Source organism: Streptomyces sp. NPDC030820, from assembly GCF_055572075.1.
On sequence record NZ_JBVIEB010000001.1, the window covers coordinates 618,296 to 635,486 of the forward strand.

Here is a 17,191-nt window from a genome sequence, read left to right on the forward strand (position 1 = left end):
GGAGCTTCACGTGGAGTTGTCCAAGCCGTGGCCGGAGTCGTCCCGGCCGGGCCCCGGCTCAGCCGACCTCGCGCGGCAGCCGCAGGCTGAGCAGCCCGGTCAGCGCGACCCCGGCCAACTGCACCAGCAGCGTGGTGACCAGCGCGTCCCGCATGCCCATGCTCGACGTGAGGGTGAGGAACAGGGTGCCGAGCGTGGCCACGCCGAGGGCGAGCGCGGACTGCTGAGTGGTGACCATCACACCGCTGCCGACACCGGCCCGGGCGGGCGGCACCTCGGACATCACGATCCGGAAGACGTTGGGCAGTTGGAGCGCCTGCCCGGCACCGGCCACGGCGGCGCCCGGCAGCAGCGAGCCGAAGTCCAGGTGCGGCCAGTCCCGCCAGGCGGCCAGCACGATCAGCAGCACGCCCACACCCTGGATCAGCGAGCCGGCGGTGACGACCCGGGTGCCGTGACGGGCCGTCAGCCGGGGCCCGGCGAGGGAGGTGAACAGGAACACCACGGCCATCGGCGCGAGCGCGAGCCCGGCCGCCACCGGACCGAGTCCCGCGCCCTTCTGCAGGGCCAGCGCGATGACGAACATGAACCCGCTGAAGCCGATCGAGAACGGCAGGATCAGGATCAGACCGCGCCGCAGTGAGGCCAGCGCCAGCAGACTCGGCGGCACCAGCGGGGTCCGCCCCGACCGGTCGGCCCGCCGTTCCACGGCCCAGAAGGCGCCGGCGGCGAACGGGAACGCGGCCAGCGACAGCCACGTCCACAGCGGCCAGCCCGCGGCCCGGCCCTCGGTGAGCGGGGCGAGCAGCGTCAGCAGGGACACCGCGAGCAGGACCGTGCCGGGCGCGTCGACGGGCTCGGGGTGCTGCGACCGGGTCTCCGGCACGACCCGCACGGCGAGGAGCAGGCCGAGGGCGACCACGGGCACATTGACGAGGAACACCGCGCGCCAGCCGGTGCCGGCGACATCGGCGGCGACGAGCACCCCGCCGAGTATCTGCCCGGCGACCATGGACAGTCCGGCGGTCGCGCCGTACAGGCTCATGGCCCTGGCGCGGCGCGCGCCGCGCGTGGTGGCCTGGATGGTGGCGAGCACCTGCGGCAGCATCGCGGCGGCCGAGGCGCCCTGCGCGACCCGCGCCGCGACCAGGCTCCAGGCGTCCGGCGCCAGCCCGCAGGCCAGCGAGGTCAGTCCGAACGCGGCCATTCCGCCGAGGAACAGCCGGCGCCGCCCGAACAGGTCGCCGAGCCGCCCGCCGAGCACCAGCAGCACGGCGTACGCGACGCCGTACCCGGCCACCACCAGCTCCAGCACGGCCTCGCTCGCGGCGAGGTCGGTGCCGATGGTCGGCAGGGCGACGTTGACGATGAAGAAATCGACGAGCGGCAGCGCCGCGGCCAGCAGTACGGTGAACAGCCCGAGCCCGCCGAGTGCGGGCGGTGCGGCCGTCGTACGGACGGCCGGGGTGGTGACGGTTTCACTCATGTCCCCGAGCCTGCGCCTCCGCACAGACTGGTACCAGAGTGTCCTCATCCTGGTACAAGAAGTACCTGGCAACAGGATGACGGGGCGGGCACCCTGGAACCATGACCACCATGGCCACGGACCGCAAGACGCCCGCCGCGCAGCCGACGCCCCGGGGCTCGGAGATCCGGCGGCACGAGCTGGCCGCGTTCCTGCGCAGCCGCCGCGAGCGCATCGACCCCGAGCAGGTGGGCCTGCCGCGCGGGGCCCGGCGTCGTACGCCCGGACTGCGCCGGGAGGAGGTCGCCCAGCTCTCCGCGGTCGGCGTCACCTGGTACACATGGCTCGAACAGGCCCGTGACATCCAGGTCTCCGTGCAGGTCCTGGACGCCCTGGCCCGCGCCCTGATGCTGGACGCCAGCGAGCGCGCCCACCTCTTCCAGCTGGCCGGCGCCATCGATCCGACGCCCGCCGCGAGCTGCCCGAGCGTCACCCCGGCCCTGCGCGCGATGCTGCGCCAGCTGGAGCCGATCCCGGCCTGCATCCAGAACAGCCGGTACGACATCCTCGCCTACAACCTCACCTACGGCCGTCTGCTCGGCGACCTGGACGCCATACCGGCGGAGGACCGCAACTGCATCCTCCTCACGTACACGAACAAGGACTGGCAGTCGTCGGTCGTCCACCTGGAGCAGACCCAGCGCCTGATGGCCGCCCGCCTGCGCGCGTCCATGGCCGGCCATCTCGGCGAGCCGGCCTGGAAGATGCTGCTGAAGCGCCTGCAGACGGAATCCCCCGACTTCCGCGAGAACTGGGAGCGTTACGAGGTCGTCGCCGCCCGCAGCAAGACCAAGGAGTTCCTCAACGCCCATGTGGGACACCTCAAGCTGGAGCACACGGACCTGTGGCTCGGCCCCGAGCAGGGCGCCCGCATGGTGACGTACACCCCCGCCGACGAGGAGACCCGCGAGCGCCTGGAGAGGCTGTGCGACATCGCCCGCGGGGCCGTTGCCGGGGCTGCCAGAGCATCCTGAGGAGGGGCCCCTGCGCCCCAAAGGGGCGCGGGGCCGCATCGATGTGCGGCTCCGCCGCGATGGGGGTCCCCCCGGGTCCGAGCGAAGTCGAGGACTTGGGGGAGCGACCAGCCACAACGGCGCCCCACCCGAACGACGGCACAGCGCGGCCCTTCCAGCGGAGCGCTCAGCCGCGCCCCGAGGCTCCGACCGTCTGGCGGATCTCCGCGGACTCCAGGGTCTCGGCCGTGCGCTCCGCGGTGCGGTGCGCCCAGTGGCCGCTGGTGAGGAGGCCGAGGAGGAGGACGGCCAGGCCGCAGGTGGTCAGGATCCACCAGCCGGGGCGGGCCGCCGAGACGAAGGCCTGCTTCATGGGCGACGAGCCGATACCGGAGGCCAGGACCGCGCCGACCACCGCGACGCCGAGCGTCTGGCCCAGCTGCCGGCTCGTGGAGGCGACCGCGGCGGCGACGCCGGCCTGGGCGCGCGGCATGCCGGAGACGGCGGTGTTGGTGATCGGCGCGTTCACGAAGCCGAAGCCGATGCCGAACAGGATGTAGCCGACGAGGAGGGTGGTGTTCGAGGTCTCCGCCTCGAAGGCCGCGAAGAGGACGCCGCTCGCCGTCATCGCCGTACCGGCGATCAGGAGGGGCAGGCGGGGCCCGCGGCTGCCCACCAGGCGGCCGGACAGCGGCGCGCACAGGAAGGTCGGCGCGGCCATCGGGAGCATCCACAGGCCCGCGTGCAGGGCGTCGAGACCGCGGACGTTCTGCAGATAGAGCGTGGACAGGAAGAGGAAGCCGCCCAGCGCCGCGAACGCACTGATCGCGATCACCGTGGCGCCACTGAACGGCGCCGAGCGGAAGAAGCGCAGGTCGATGAGGGGTTCGGTGCGGCGGGGCTCGTACCGGAGCAGTCCGAGCAGGGCCCCGAAGGCGATCGCCATGAACGGGGCCATCGCGCTCAGGCCCGAGTCCGGCGCCTCGATGATCGCGTACGTCAACGAGCCGAACAGGGCGATGACCAGGAGCTGGCCGACCGGATCGGGACGGCGGGCCTTGGGCGCTCGGGACTCGGGGACGAAGCGGAGGGTGAGCAGGAGGGCCGCGAGGCCGACCGGGAGGTTGATCCAGAAGATCGCGCGCCAGCTCACGGACTGCACCAGCAGGCCGCCGACCAGCGGGCCGGCCGCCATGGAGATGCCGACCACCGCACCCCAGACGCCGATCGCCCTGGCCCGCTCCCGGGCGTCGGTGAAGGTGTTGGTGATGATCGACATGGCGACCGGGTTGAGCATCGAGCCGCCGACCGCCTGCACCATCCGGAACACCACCAGCAGGGACAGGTTCGGCGCGAGCGAGCACAACAGCGAGCCGATGGAGAAGATCACCAGGCCCGACATGAAGACCCGCTTGCGGCCGATCCGGTCGGCCGTCGAGCCCGCGAGCATCAGCAGCGAGGCGAGTACCAGCGTGTAGGCGTCGATCGTCCACTGCAGGCCGGAGGTGGTGGCGTGCAGTTCGCGCTGCATGGACGGCAGCGCCACGTTCAGCACGGTGTTGTCCAGGCTCACGATCAGCAGGCTCATGCAGCAGATCGCGAGCACGAGGAGACGACGACGGTGGCTCAGCTCAGGCATGACTTCAATCGTACGCGGATTTCGATAGTGCGTCTAACTAATAGTTTGTCTAATTGATGTGCACTACATAATCATGGAATGCCCCTGTCCAGCGGCTGTCCCAGTACCCGCGGCAGTCGAAGACCAAGCACACCCGGCCCCACGGTCGGCCGTCGGCCGAGCTGCCGGCGGAGTGAGGGACAATGGGTGCTTGCCCTGTGCTGTACGTCCGTCCCGGAGTCGTCTGATGACCCACCCGCTCTCCATCGGCCCGCACGCCGTGACGCCGCCCGTCGTGCTCGCACCCATGGCGGGGATCACCAACGCGCCCTTCCGCACCCTGTGCAGAGAGTTCAGCGGCGGCAAGGGCCTGTTCGTCAGCGAGATGATCACGACCCGGGCACTGGTCGAGCGCAACGAGAAGACCATGCAGCTGATCAGGTTCGACGCGAGCGAGCAGCCGCGTTCGATCCAGCTGTACGGCGTTGACCCGGCGACCGTCGGCAAGGCCGTCCGCATGATCGCGGAGGAGAACCTGGCCGATCACATCGACCTGAACTTCGGCTGCCCCGTCCCCAAGGTGACCCGCAAGGGCGGCGGCTCGGCCCTGCCGTACAAGCGGAACCTGCTGCGGGCGATCCTCCGGGAGGCCGTGAGCGGCGCCGGTGACCTCCCGGTCACCATGAAGATGCGCAAGGGCATCGACGACGACCACATCACCTACCTCGACGCCGGCCGCATCGCCGTCGAGGAGGGCGTCACCGCGATCGCCCTGCACGGCCGCACGGCCGCCCAGCACTACGGCGGCACCGCCGACTGGGACGCCATCGCCCGGCTGAAGGAGCACGTCCCGGAGATCCCCGTGCTCGGCAACGGCGACATCTGGTCGGCCGAGGACGCACTGCGGATGGTGCGGGAGACCGGCTGCGACGGGGTCGTGGTCGGGCGCGGGTGCCTGGGGCGGCCGTGGCTGTTCGCGGACCTGGTCGCCGCCTTCGAGGGGCGTACGTCCTTCGCGCGGCCGACGCTCCGGGAGGTCGCCGACGTCATGGTCCGGCACGCCACCCTGCTCGGGGAGTGGATCGGCGACGAGTCCAAGGGCGTGGTGGACTTCCGCAAGCACGTCGCCTGGTATCTGAAGGGCTTCGCGGTCGGCTCCGAGATGCGCAAGCGGCTCGCGATCACGTCCTCGCTGGCCGAACTGCGCGCCGGGCTCGACGAGCTCGACCTCGACCAGCCGTGGCCGGCCGGCGCGGACGGGCCGCGCGGCCGTACGTCCGGCAACAACCGCGTGGTGCTGCCGGACGGCTGGCTGAAGGACCCGTACGACTGCGCGGGGGTCAGCGAGGACGCGGAACTCGACACCTCCGGAGGGTGATCAGCCCTTCTTCGGGTGCGGAGTCGAGCCGTACGCCGTCAGGAAGCGGTCGCGGAACGCGCTCATCTTCCACACCGGCGCGTTGTGGGCGGGGCGCAGACCGTCCGTCCACCCCCACCCGGCGAGCTTGTCCAGCACCTTCGGGTCCTTGGCGACGATCGAGACCGGCACATCACGGCTGGCGTGGTTGCCGCTGACCCGGGCGATGGGCTGGTGGTCGCCGAGGAAGACCAGCACGGTGTCCTTGCTGCCGTAGCGCGTCAGCCACTCGGTCAGCGCGGTCACCGAGTACTGGATCGACTTGCCGTACTCCTGGCGGGACTTGGTGGTGTCGGCGATGACGTCGGCCGGCTTGTTGCCCGCCGCCTGGATGCCCTTGAAGATCGAGCCGTCGCCCAGCTGGTCCCAGCCGACCATCTTCGGGATCGGCGCCCACGGCTGATGGCTGGAGGTGAGGATGAGCAGGGACATCCGCGCCTTGCCGGCGGCGGGCTTCTTGCTGTGCACCCGGTCCTGGTACTGCTGCAGCGCGTACTGGTCGGGCATGGTCGACCAGCTGAACTTGGGCCCCTTGTAGCCGAGTTCGAAGGCGTTGTAGACCTTGTCGAGGCCGTACCACTTCTGCTCCGGCCACGCCTTCTGCACGCCCGGCATGACGCCGACCGTGTCGAAGGCACCGGTCCTCTTGAACGCGTCGGTCAGGCTCATGTGGTCGCTGGCCATGACCGTGCGGTAGCGCTGCTGGTTGCTGATCCACAGGCCGGACATGGTGGTGGAGTGGCCGAGCCAGCTGCTGCCGCCGTAGGTCGCCGAGGTCAGCCAGCCGCTCTTGGCGTGGAAACCGGCCTTGGCCAGCGCCTTGGTACGGGCGTCGAGCGTCGCGTCCACACCGGGCGCCATGATCGGGTCCTCGATCGCGCTGCGGCCGTAGCTCTCGATGAACGTGAAGATCATGTCCTTGCCGCGCAGATCGGGGACCAGCTGACTGCCCGGGGTGTTCCCGAACGCGTCGACCTTCGCGACCTTCCGGAACTCCGCCTCGTCCTTGAGCGTGGCCGAGATCAGATGGGCCTGGGCCTTCAGCGCGGTGGCGGTGCTGTCGGAGGCGAGCGGTACGCCGGACAGCTGGAGGCCGAGGGAGGAGCAGGTGATCCAGACGACCCCGGCGACCAGCGTGCCCCGGGTCGCGATACCGGTGTGCCGGGCGAGCAGATTGCTCAGCCGGACCACGGACAGCGCCAGCAGCGCGAAGAGCAGCAGCACGAGGGCGATCACACCGGCCACGGCGGCCAGGGTCTCCGTACGACCGAGCGAGTCCTCCAGGTACGACTCCGCGTCACCGAACAGGCTCCAGTCGAGAACGACGTTGAAGCCGCGGCCGAGGTATTGCTTGAAGCCCATGTCGAGCGCGTTCAGCACGGTCATCGCGCCCAGCGCGACCCCTGACACGGCCGCCAGCACCACCCGCGGCCGGCGCGGCAACGCGATCATCACGGCGGCGCCGATCACGGCTTCCGCCGGCATCCGCACAAACTCCGAAGGCCCCAGCCGCACCACGGAGTTCGGCATCACCAGCGCGGCGACCACGAGGGCGGCGGCGAGCACGTTGACGGTGACGGAGAGCGCCTGGGCGCCGGCCGGATGCTCCTCCCGCCAGCGCCGCACCCATCCCGAGCAGGCGGTCCAGGGACGCGGGAAGGGACGGCGGCGCGGGCCGGGTATCGGCGCGGCGGGCTCCTCCGGCTCGGCCTCCTCGGCTTCCGCTACGGCTGATTCGCGCGTGCTCATGTCCTGGGACAACCCGGCGTCCTTCCCTACGAGACCCGATCTGCCGTCCCGTACGGCCACTTGGTCACGCCTGTTCACAGGCACCGGGCAAACACCTGGCAAACGTCAGCTGCACCCCACAACGGCGCTACACACCCCCCACCGCCGTCAACAGCGCGAGCGGCACCGCAGCCGACCGTGACTCCCGCACACACGCATGCGGATACGGCACCGGCTCCGGATGCGTGTCCCTCCCGTACCCGGCCAGAACCTCCGGCAGCCGATGCCCGGCAACGGTCGCCGCGTCCACCAGCGCACGCGCCACCGCCCGAGCCTCGTCGTGCAGCCCGTACCGCGCGAGCCCCAACGTGATCAGCGCGTTGTCATGCGGCCACACAGAACCCCGGTGATAGGACAGCGGATGGTACGCCGCCTGCCCCGCGGCCAGCGTCCGCACACCCCAGCCGGAGAAGAAGTCCGGCTCCAGCAGCCGCCGGCCCACCACCTCGCCGTACTCCTTGTCCAGCAGCCCGGACCACAGGAGATGCCCGGCGTCGGACGCCAGCGCGTCGATCCGGTGGCCCTCGCCGTCCAGCGCGAGCGCCGGGAAGGACTGCTCCCGCATCCAGAAGTCCCGCTGGAACCGGTCCCTCAGATCGGCGGCGGCCTGTTCCAGCAGGGCGCCGTACGTCTCGTCGCCCCACGCCGTCCGCGCCAGCCACGCCGTGCGGCGCAGCGCGTCGTACGCGTAGCCCTGCGCGCCCGCCGCCATCACCGCGCCGGTCGGCCGGGTGCCGTCCGCGCAGCAGATCGCGCCGGGGGAGTCCTTCCAGTTCTGGTTGGCGAGGCCGCCCTCGTCGGCCCGGTAGACGAGGTAGCCGCGCGAGGTCAGGCCGCCGTGGTCCAGCATCCAGCCGACGGCGGCACGCGCGTGCGGCTCAAGACGCCGGGCCGGGCCGGTGTCCCCGGTGTGCTCGACGTACGCGCCGAGCAGGATCAGGAACAGCGGGGTCGCGTCGACCGAGCCGTAGTACCGCCCGAACGGCACCTGCCCGAAGTGCGCCAGCTCGCCGTGCCGTACCTCGTGCACGATCTTGCCCGGCTGGGCGAGCGGGGACGGGCCGCTGCCGGTCGCCTGGGTCGCGGCGAGCGCGGGGAGCGTGGCGGCGGCCAGTTCGGGGCGGTACGGCAGTGCGAACAGGGAGGTGAGCAGGGCGTCCCGGGCCAGGAGGGTGAGGAACCAGGGGGCGCCGCCGGCCGGGACGCGCACTTCCTCGCCGTCGGGTCCCCGCGCCGGCACCTGGAGCGCCGCCAGGTCGGCGAGGCCCCGCGCGCAGGCCGCCGCCAGCTCCGGCCAGCCGGTCGGGAAGGCCACACCCTCCACGAACTCCCCTTCCAGTGCGCGCAGTTGTGCACGGACCGATGCCGGGTCGCGGGGTACGCGCAGGGCGCGCTTCTCGCGGTGCGGGCGGGCGATCACGCGGAGCAGCAGCTCGGTCGTGCCGTGCGGTGCCAGGTCGAGGGTCCACACCAGGCGGCGGGCGCCCGTGCCGGTCTCCTCCACGGCGTCGGGGGCCGGGTCGGCGGTGATGGTCGTACGGGACTGCCATTCGGCGCGCCGGTAGGTGAACTCGATGCCGTCGTCGAGGACTTCGCGAGAGCGTACGGCGCCGGGCTTGGCGTAGGTGCGGTGGTCGGAGCGGAGTTCGAACTGGTCGGTGAAGTCCGCGTCGGCGGTGACGGCGAGCCGGACGGTGGTCGGCACCGGGCGGTTGCTGGTCACCCGGAGCGATTCGACGAACGAGCTGTCACCGACCGCCTGTTGGCGGAAGAGGGTGTGCGCCGGAGGCTCCTGCCGGCCGCCGCGCGGGACCAGGACGCAGCGGGCCGTGTCACCGTCGGTCACCGGGGTGAGCACCTCGGGCACGGCGCCGTCGACGGTAAGCTGCCAGCGGCTGAGATGCCGGGCGTCCCGTACGAACAACCCGTCCGGGGAGCCGCTGCCCCGGACCCCGCTGATGTCACCCCGGTCGCCCACGGCGGCGAACGTCGCCCCGTGCACGAGCAGATGATGCCGGTCCGTCATGCCCGGTCGCCTCCTTCTTCACTTCTGTCGAACGTGCCGGTGGCCGCCTCGGACACGCCCTCGCGGGCGCCCTTGAGCAGGTCTTTGTGCAACTCGTGGTGCAGGTCGAGGGCGAGCGCGGCGGTCCAGCCGAAGCCGGTCGCGCCGCAGGCCTCGCCGGTGTACGGGTCGACGTACTCCGCGAAGTCGGTGACCTCGGCGAGGTGCAGCACGGCCGCGCGCAGCGCGTCGGCCCGCTCCCGCTCGCCGTGCACCCGCAGGCCCCGCTCCAGCAGCCAGCTCGTGTTGAACCAGGCCGGCCCGCGCCAGTACCGGTGCGGATCGAAGGCCTCGCCGAGCAGGTCGTAACTGGGCACGAGCCGGGTACACCCGCCGAGCCCGAAGTGCGGCCCGCACAGCGTGCGCACGAGCGCGTCGACGACCTCACGCGGCAGCCCGGGGAGGATGAGCGGCACCAGCCCGGAGACACTCCGCTCCGGGATCGGACCGGAGCCGCCCTGTTGGCGGGCCGGGGCGCGGGCGCCCTGCCGGCGGGCCGGGCAGGGAGCGCCCCGTTGGTCGTCCGGTCCGGAGCTGCGCTGGTCGTCGGTGGGGCCGTCGCCGCCCTGTTCGTAGAGCGGTCCGGAGGGGCCCGGCTCCGGTAGCCGCCCGGAGGCGCCCGGCCGGCGGATCCGGCCCGAGACGTCCCGCTCGCGGCTCGGTCCGCCGTCGCGCAGGTCCCGGCACAGGAACAGCGCGGCCGCCGGGTCCCACAGCCGCTCCACCAGCACCTGGGTCAGCCGTTCGGCGCGTGCGTGCCGGGCGGTGCCGGAGGCGCCCAGTTCCTCGGCGATCCTGGCCAGCGCGTGTTCGGAGGCGATGAGCAGGGCGTTGAACGCCGGGTCCTCCACCGCGAATTCACCGCCCCCGGCCCCGTGTCCCGCACCCGTCCCGTCCCTGTACCCCGCGTCCCGGTAATCGGCGGCCAGCCGCACATACCGTCCGTAGTCCAGATCCGTCGGCCGGTCCTCGGGCGCCCCGTGGGCGAGGTCGGCGCGGCGGAAGGAGCGGGCCGGGGCGGGGGTGATCCGGGCGAGCGGGGCGTCCCAGCAGGGGCTGTTGTCCATGCCCTGCTCCCAGGGGTGGACCACGGACACCAGCCCCGCGCCGCCCAGGTCCCGGCGGTGCAGCAGATAGCGGTGCCAGGCGGCCAGCCGCGGGTACATCCGGGCCAGGAAGCCGCGGGCGCGCGACAGCCCGGGGTCGGCGCGGTGCACCAGCCAGGCCGCGAGCGCGTGTACCGGTGGCTGCACGATCCCCGACGTCTGTACGGCGCGCGGGGCGCCCGCCGTGCGACCGGCGGTGGAGGAGCGCCAGAAGTCGGGGCTGGGGAAGTAGGCGTCGAGCGGTACGGAGGGGTTGAAGACGATGTGCGGGACGCGCCCGTCGGCCCACTGGGCGGCCAGCAGTGTCTCCAGCTCGGTCTGGGCCCGCAGCGGCGAGACATGCCGCAGGCCGATCGCGATGAACGCCGAGTCCCAGGACCACTGGTGCGGATACAGGCTCCGGGAGGGGACCGTCGAGGCGCCCGTCCAGTTCGCGTCGAGCACCCGGGCCGCCCGGACGGGCAGGGAGCTGCCGGAGAGCGGGGGATCACCCGCGGACTCGTACGTCGCGGGTTCCGCGGGACGGACGGTGAGCTGCGTGCTGCGATCCACTCGGGGCTCCCCGAAGACGAAGACACCCGGCCGGGCCGACCGGGTTTGGTGGTAACCGTCGTAGAGTTACGTCTATTTAACACGCAAAACTCAATATGTAATGCAGGCTTGGGAAACACAAGGGGGTGCGCATGACCGAACGTCCGGGAAGAATCGGGAAGGCCGGCGGCCCGGCCGGCGCCGGCGAGCTGCTCGAACTGGTCCGCAGCGGACGGGCGGTGACGCGCGGTGCGCTCCAGCAGGCGACCGGACTCTCCCGCGCGACCGTTGGCCAGCGCCTGGACCGCCTCTTCCGGGCCGGCTGGCTGCGCGAGGGCGCCGGCGGCCCGGTCGACTCGCCGCTCGGCGGCCGCCCCTCCATCACCCTGGAGTTCGACGACTCCCACGCCGTCGTCCTCGCCGCCGACCTGGACACCCGGCACGCCCGCGCGGCCGTTCTCTCCCTGACCGGCGAGATCCTCGCCGAGCACTCGGGGACGCTCGTGATCGGGGACGGCCCGGAGGTCGTACTGTCCGAACTGGGCCACTGGTTCGGCGAGTTGCTGGAGAAGACCGGGCGCCCGGCGGCGGAGGTCTGCGGCATCGGGCTCGCCGTGCCCGGTCCGGTGGACTCCGGAACGGGCCGGGTGGTGCAGCCGCCCATGATGCCGGGCTGGGACGGCTACGACATAACGGGCCGTCTCTCCCGCGCCTTCACCGAACACACCGGCGCCCCGGCCGTCACCGTCCTGGTCGACAACGACGCGAACCTCATGGCGTACGGCGAACAGCGCGCCGGCCACCCCGACTGCGCGGCCTTCGTCCTGGTCAAGGTGTCCACCGGCATCGGCGGCGGAGTGGTCGTGGACGGCTCGATCTACCGGGGGATCGACGGCGGCGCCGGCGACATCGGGCACATCCGGGTCGGCGCGGACGCGCTGTGCCGCTGCGGTTCGCACGGCTGTCTCGCCGCCGTCGCGAGCGGGGGCGCCGTGGCCCGGCGGCTGGCCGAGAACGGGGTGCCGGCCGCCTCCGGCGCGGACGTACGGGATCTGCTGGCCGCCGGGCATCCGGAGGCGGCGGCGCTGGCCCGGGAGGCCGGGCGGCGGGTCGGGGACGTACTGGCGACGGTGGTGACCCTGCTCAACCCCGGGGTGTTGATGATCGCGGGCGACCTGGCCGGGACCCCCTTCCTCACCGGCGTCCGGGAACTCCTCTACCAGCGGGCGCTGCCGCGCTCCACGGCCCATCTCCAGGTCGTGACCTCCCGGCTGGGGGAGCAGGCCGCGCTCATCGGAGCGGGGGCGCTGGTCGTGGAACACCTCTACGCGCCGGAGCGGGCGGAGGAGCGGCTGCGGGCGCTGGGTGTCTGATGCGGCCGTGTGACGTGGGTGTTTCCGGGTACCGGGAAGCAGTCCGCATGGTGAAATCCGGCGGGCTGTGGCAGCGTGATTCTCGCCACCCTTGATAAGGGTTGCGCTCAGATGAGCGGATCTTGGGCGACTGCACTTCTCCAAGGGGTGGCACTCGGTGCCACCCCTTGATCGTTCATCGATCGAAATCAGACGTGCGGGATGCCTGCTCATCTGAGCGGGAAACCCCATCTCGGGGCATGCTTGCGTTCAAGAAGTGAAGACATTTGGCGGTGTTGGCTTGCCAAGCCTTGACTTTCGATCCGCTGGCGGACGAGTGGTTACGGGCTCATGACGCGCAAGTGGACGTACCCATGTTCCTTCGATCTGGGTATGTTCCTCGCCGTCAGGGCAGCCACCGTGGCCTCAAGGAGTCGAGACCCGTGTCGGAAAACAAAGAACCCCACGTAGTGAAGTTCGTTTACGACTTCACCGAGGGCAACAAGGACCTCAAGGACCTCCTCGGCGGCAAGGGCGCCAACCTCGCCGAGATGACCAACCTCGGTCTGCCGGTCCCTCCCGGCTTCACCATCACCACCGAGGCCTGCAAGGTCTACCTGGAGAGCGGTGAGGAGCCCGCGGCACTGCGTGACGAGGTGAGTGCGCACCTCGACGCCCTCGAGTCCCGCATGGGCAAGAAGCTCGGCCAGGCCGACAACCCGCTGCTGGTCTCGGTCCGCTCCGGCGCGAAGTTCTCCATGCCCGGCATGATGGACACGGTCCTGAACATCGGCCTGTCCGACAAGTCGGTGCAGGGCCTGGCCAAGCAGGCCGGCGACGACCGGTTCGCCTGGGACTCCTACCGGCGCCTGATCCAGATGTTCGGCAAGACCGTCCTCGGCGTCGACGGCGACCTCTTCGAGGAGGCCCTCGAGGCGGCCAAGGAGGCCAAGAAGGTCACGGTCGACACCGACCTGGAGGCCGCCGACCTGAAGAAGCTGGTCACCAAGTTCAAGAAGATCGTCAAGACGGAGGCCGGCCGGGACTTCCCGCAGGACCCGCGCGAGCAGATGGACCTCGCCATCAAGGCGGTCTTCGACTCGTGGAACGGCGACCGGGCCAAGCTCTACCGCCGCCAGGAGCGCATCCCGCACGACCTCGGTACGGCCGTCAACGTCTGCTCGATGGTCTTCGGCAACCTGGGCCCCGACTCCGGCACGGGCGTCGCCTTCACCCGTGACCCCGCCTCCGGCCACCAGGGCGTCTACGGCGACTACCTGCAGAACGCCCAGGGCGAGGACGTGGTCGCCGGCATCCGCAACACCGTCCCGCTCGCGGAGCTGGAGTCCATCGACAAGAAGTCGTACGACCAGCTCATGCAGATCATGGAGACGCTGGAGAACCACTACAAGGACCTGTGCGACATCGAGTTCACGATCGAGCGCGGCCAGCTGTGGATGCTCCAGACCCGCGTCGGCAAGCGCACCGCGGGCGCCGCCTTCCGGATCGCGACCCAGCTCGTCGACCAGGGCCTGATCGACGAGACGGAGGCCCTCCAGCGCGTCACCGGCGCCCAGTTGGCCCAGCTGATGTTCCCGCGCTTCGACGAGCAGGCGAAGGTCGACAAGGTGGCGCGCGGCATCGCCGCATCTCCGGGCGCCGCGGTGGGCAGGGCGGTCTTCGACTCCTACACGGCCGTCAAGTGGTCCCGCTCCGGCGAGAAGGTCATCCTGGTCCGCCGTGAGACGAACCCGGACGACCTGGACGGCATGATCGCGGCGGAGGGCATCCTGACGTCGCGCGGCGGCAAGACCTCCCACGCCGCCGTGGTGGCCCGGGGCATGGGCAAGACGTGTGTGTGCGGTGCGGAGGAGCTTGAGGTCGACACCAAGCGCCGCCGCATGACGGTCCCCGGCGGCCACGTCGTCGAGGAAGGCGACGTGATCTCCATCGACGGCTCCTCCGGCAAGGTCTACCTGGGCGAGGTCCCGGTGGTCCCGTCCCCCGTGGTCGAGTACTTCGAGGGCCGGATGCACCCGGGTGCGGACGACGCGGACGAGCTGGTCGAGGCGGTCCACCGCATGATGGCCTTCGCCGACCGCAAGCGCCGCCTGCGCGTTCGCGCCAACGCGGACAACGCTGAGGACGCACTGCGCGCCCGCCGCTTCGGCGCCCAGGGCATCGGCCTGTGCCGCACGGAGCACATGTTCCTCGGTGAGCGCCGTGAGATGGTCGAGAAGCTGATCCTCGCGGACACGGAGAGTGAGCGCGAGGCGGCCCTGTCGGAGCTGCTCCCCCTCCAGAAGAAGGACTTCGTCGAGCTCTTCGAGGCGATGGACGGCCTCCCGGTGACGATCCGTCTCCTGGACCCGCCGCTGCACGAGTTCCTCCCCGACATCACCGAGCTGTCGGTCCGCGTGGCCCTGGCCGAGTCCCGCCAGGAGCCGCACGAGAACGAACTCCGCCTGCTCCAGGCGGTGCACCGCCTGCACGAGCAGAACCCGATGCTCGGCCTGCGCGGCGTGCGCCTCGGCCTCGTCATCCCCGGCCTGTTCACGATGCAGGTCCGCGCGATCGCCGAGGCGGCGGCGGAACGCAAGTCCGCGAAGGGCGACCCGCGCGCGGAGATCATGATCCCGCTCGTCGGCACGGTCCAGGAGCTGGAGATCGTCCGCGAGGAGGCCGACAAGGTCATCGCCGAGGTCGAGGCCGCGACGGGTACGGCGCTGAAGCTGGCGATCGGCACGATGATCGAACTCCCGCGAGCCGCCCTGACGGCGGGCCAGATCGCCGAGGCGGCGGAGTTCTTCAGCTTCGGCACGAACGACCTGACGCAGACGGTGTGGGGCTTCAGCCGCGACGACGTCGAAGCCAGCTTCTTCACCGCGTACCTGGAAAAGGGCATCTTCGGCGTCAGCCCCTTCGAGACGATCGACAAGGACGGCGTCGGCTCCCTGGTGAAGTCGGCGGCGGAGGCGGGCCGGCGTACCCGCCCCGACCTGAAGCTCGGCGTCTGCGGCGAGCACGGCGGTGACCCCGAGTCCGTCCACTTCTTCCACGAGGTCGGCCTGGACTACGTCTCCTGCTCCCCCTTCCGCATCCCGGTCGCCCGCCTGGAGGCAGGCCGCGCGGCAACCCAGTCGGCGGGCAGCGACCACCGCTAGGCCCTCGCGGGCCACTTGACCCCGGAGCCGCCGCTGGTCCCCGACCCTCACCGATCGGCGGCGGCTCCGGCGGACGAAAGAGGAGAGGCGGCACCCTGTGCGGGGGTGCCGCCTCTCCGGCGTCATGCGGACCGCTACTCGACGAGTCGCACGACGGCCAGGGCGCCGAGCCTTCACTACCGTGGAATGCATGAGGCTCTCACCGTCCGTCGCCCGGGAACGCTTCGTCTCCTCATCCGTCGCCCGGCTGGCGACCGTGGACGGCTCCGGGGTGCCTCATGCGGTTCCCGTGACCTTCGTGGTCCAGGACGACGTCCTGTACTTCGCGGTCGACCACAAGCCCAAGAGCACCTGGAACCTGCGGCGCTTGCGCAACATCAGGGAGAATCCAGCGGTAACCGTGCTGGTCGACCACTACGACGACGACTGGACGAAGCTGTGGTGGGTCCGCGCCGACGGCCGCGGCGAAGTCCTGGAGGAAGGTGAAGAGCGCCTGCGGGCGGTGATGTTGTTGTGCGACAAGTATGACCAATACAAGCAGTCCCCGCCCCAGGGCCCTGCGGTCGCTGTCCGGGTCGAGCAGTGGACCGGCTGGGCCTTCGCCTAGCCCTGCGGGACACGTCGATGACGCCCTTCTTCTCCAGCTGCGTCAGGTGGTGCCGATCCGGCGGGACTGAGAGGCGCGGGACCCGCTCGGGGCGGTACCCGGTGTGAGTGCTGCCCCTTCAGCGCTGCTGCCCCTTTCGGAAGGCGCCCCGGACCCCCCTCTCAGAAGGCGCCCCCGACGTTCACCGGCCCGACCTGGAAGATGTTCGAGCAGATCGTCCAGGGCGCCGGGATCAGGGTTGCGGTGCGGGAGGCCGGTGGGTAGACCCGCAGGTAGGTGCCGGTGCGCAGGCAGGGACCGCCGACCGGACCGTTGGTGGTGCGGACGACCGCCGACGCCGAACGGGCGGGGGCGAGCGTGACCGTGCCGTACGAGCGGCCGCTGTGGGTGGCGGCCGGGCCTATCTGGTGGTGCGCGGTGTCCAGGACGCTGACGCCCGGGTAGCCGCGCAGGGCGCAGCTGGTCGTGCTGGTGTTGGTGAACCGGATCGGCCAGTACAGCGACCCCGCCGCGCCTTCCTTGCGGCCCATGGAGAGATAGAGGTCGCTCACGGCGCAGGTCCGGACAGTGGCCGAGGTCCGGGCCGCCGCCGGGGTCGCGCTCCACGCGGCTCCCGCGGCCGTGAGACCGAGGAGAGCGGCGGTCAGTACGGCCGCCGGGCCGCGCCTGGGGAGTTTCCGGGGTGTCCGAAGTGCCCGGAGGACTCTCCGAGGGCGAGGACTCAGATGATTCGGGAAATTCGGATACGGAAACATGACACATCCGCCTCCATCGGGCGAACGGGTGGATGCAGGTCACTGTGTTGGATGCACCCTGGGCCGGAAAAGTTGTGCATCGCCGCCCGAGACGGCCCGCGGCCCCGCGGCCCGCGGCCGGGGCATGCGTTCCGGGTGCCCGCCGGCCCCGCTGGCACACGGCCGCAACACCACTTTCGTTTGCCGACGATCCGCAGGCCGTGCATCAGCAGGAACAGGGTGCGGGCCAGGGCCGGCGGATCGCGGCCGGCCGGCGGTTGCGCTCGACGCGCCGGGCGGCGGCCAGGTCGTGCGAGGCCGGCTCGGCGGC

The 17,191-nt window shown here is 71.4% G+C and carries 11 protein-coding genes; 5 read left to right on the forward strand and 6 right to left on the reverse strand.

Annotated features, from left to right (window positions below; translation table 11 throughout):
- Nucleotides 1–58 precede the first annotated feature (58 nt).
- Entirely contained in the window at nucleotides 59–1,486 is a 1,428-nt protein-coding gene (locus ACZ418_RS02805; RefSeq protein ID WP_468355868.1) for an MFS transporter, read from the reverse strand.
- 101 nt (nucleotides 1,487–1,587) lie between these two features.
- Here ACZ418_RS02805 and ACZ418_RS02810 point away from each other — a divergent pair, with 101 nt between their 5' ends.
- Nucleotides 1,588–2,499, forward strand: coding sequence for a helix-turn-helix transcriptional regulator (locus ACZ418_RS02810; protein ID WP_468355871.1), 912 nt, complete (start codon nucleotides 1,588–1,590; stop codon nucleotides 2,497–2,499).
- 166 nt (nucleotides 2,500–2,665) lie between these two features.
- On the opposite strand, the gene ACZ418_RS02815 is transcribed toward ACZ418_RS02810, so the two are convergent.
- The gene (locus ACZ418_RS02815) at nucleotides 2,666–4,117 is read right to left on the reverse strand and encodes an MFS transporter (RefSeq protein ID WP_468355874.1); all 1,452 of its coding nucleotides are present in this window, start codon (nucleotides 4,115–4,117) and stop codon (nucleotides 2,666–2,668) included.
- A 226-nt stretch (nucleotides 4,118–4,343) separates the two neighbouring features.
- On the opposite strand from ACZ418_RS02815, the gene dusB reads away from it, so the two are divergent.
- Entirely contained in the window at nucleotides 4,344–5,474 is a 1,131-nt protein-coding gene (gene dusB / locus ACZ418_RS02820) for a tRNA dihydrouridine synthase DusB (RefSeq protein WP_468355877.1), read from the forward strand.
- Here the strand turns inward: dusB and ACZ418_RS02825 are convergent, their stop codons facing one another.
- The 3 genes from ACZ418_RS02825 to ACZ418_RS02835 form a co-directional block, all read right to left on the reverse strand.
- Entirely contained in the window at nucleotides 5,475–7,262 is a 1,788-nt protein-coding gene (locus ACZ418_RS02825; protein WP_468355880.1) for an alkaline phosphatase family protein, read from the reverse strand.
- Nucleotides 7,263–7,389: 127 nt separating this feature from the next.
- On the reverse strand, nucleotides 7,390–9,327 hold the full coding sequence (locus ACZ418_RS02830) for an amylo-alpha-1,6-glucosidase (protein ID WP_468355883.1): 1,938 nt from the start codon (nucleotides 9,325–9,327) through the stop codon (nucleotides 7,390–7,392).
- Nucleotides 9,324–11,024 (reverse strand): MGH1-like glycoside hydrolase domain-containing protein, encoded by a 1,701-nt coding sequence (locus tag ACZ418_RS02835; protein ID WP_468355886.1) that lies wholly within the window; start codon nucleotides 11,022–11,024, stop codon nucleotides 9,324–9,326. Before ACZ418_RS02835 ends, ACZ418_RS02830 begins: the two co-directional genes overlap by 4 nt.
- Before the next feature lie 131 nt (nucleotides 11,025–11,155).
- Here ACZ418_RS02835 and ACZ418_RS02840 point away from each other — a divergent pair, with 131 nt between their 5' ends.
- The 3 genes from ACZ418_RS02840 to ACZ418_RS02850 all read left to right on the forward strand — a co-directional run bounded on the left by ACZ418_RS02840 (nucleotide 11,156) and on the right by ACZ418_RS02850 (nucleotide 16,126).
- Nucleotides 11,156–12,376 carry an ROK family protein gene (locus ACZ418_RS02840; RefSeq protein WP_468355889.1) on the forward strand — a complete coding sequence of 407 codons (1,221 nt, stop codon included), beginning with the start codon at nucleotides 11,156–11,158 and terminating at the stop codon, nucleotides 12,374–12,376.
- A 422-nt stretch (nucleotides 12,377–12,798) separates the two neighbouring features.
- Nucleotides 12,799–15,519 (forward strand): pyruvate, phosphate dikinase, encoded by a 2,721-nt coding sequence (ppdK, locus tag ACZ418_RS02845; RefSeq protein WP_468355892.1) that lies wholly within the window; start codon nucleotides 12,799–12,801, stop codon nucleotides 15,517–15,519.
- A 190-nt stretch (nucleotides 15,520–15,709) separates the two neighbouring features.
- Complete coding sequence (locus tag ACZ418_RS02850) at nucleotides 15,710–16,126, forward strand: TIGR03668 family PPOX class F420-dependent oxidoreductase (protein WP_468355895.1); 417 nt, start codon at nucleotides 15,710–15,712, stop codon at nucleotides 16,124–16,126.
- Nucleotides 16,127–16,287: 161 nt separating this feature from the next.
- Here ACZ418_RS02850 and ACZ418_RS02855 read toward each other — a convergent pair whose 3' ends face one another.
- Nucleotides 16,288–16,677 carry a DUF4232 domain-containing protein gene (locus ACZ418_RS02855; protein ID WP_468355898.1) on the reverse strand — a complete coding sequence of 130 codons (390 nt, stop codon included), beginning with the start codon at nucleotides 16,675–16,677 and terminating at the stop codon, nucleotides 16,288–16,290.
- Nucleotides 16,678–17,191: the final 514 nt, after the last annotated feature.

Excerpts from the sequence above, each read along its gene's own strand:
- ACZ418_RS02850 (WP_468355895.1), top strand. The coding sequence starts at position 15,710 with ATGAGGCTCTCACCGTCCGTCGCCCGGGAACGCTTCGTCTCCTCATCC.
- ACZ418_RS02810 (WP_468355871.1), top strand. The coding sequence starts at position 1,588 with ATGACCACCATGGCCACGGACCGCAAGACGCCCGCCGCGCAGCCGACG.
- ACZ418_RS02825 (WP_468355880.1), bottom strand. The coding sequence starts at position 7,262 with ATGAGCACGCGCGAATCAGCCGTAGCGGAAGCCGAGGAGGCCGAGCCG.
- ACZ418_RS02815 (WP_468355874.1), bottom strand. The coding sequence starts at position 4,117 with ATGCCTGAGCTGAGCCACCGTCGTCGTCTCCTCGTGCTCGCGATCTGC.
- ACZ418_RS02805 (WP_468355868.1), bottom strand. The coding sequence starts at position 1,486 with ATGAGTGAAACCGTCACCACCCCGGCCGTCCGTACGACGGCCGCACCG.
- ACZ418_RS02840 (WP_468355889.1), top strand. The coding sequence starts at position 11,156 with ATGACCGAACGTCCGGGAAGAATCGGGAAGGCCGGCGGCCCGGCCGGC.
- dusB (WP_468355877.1), top strand. The coding sequence starts at position 4,344 with ATGACCCACCCGCTCTCCATCGGCCCGCACGCCGTGACGCCGCCCGTC.
- ACZ418_RS02830 (WP_468355883.1), bottom strand. The coding sequence starts at position 9,327 with ATGACGGACCGGCATCATCTGCTCGTGCACGGGGCGACGTTCGCCGCC.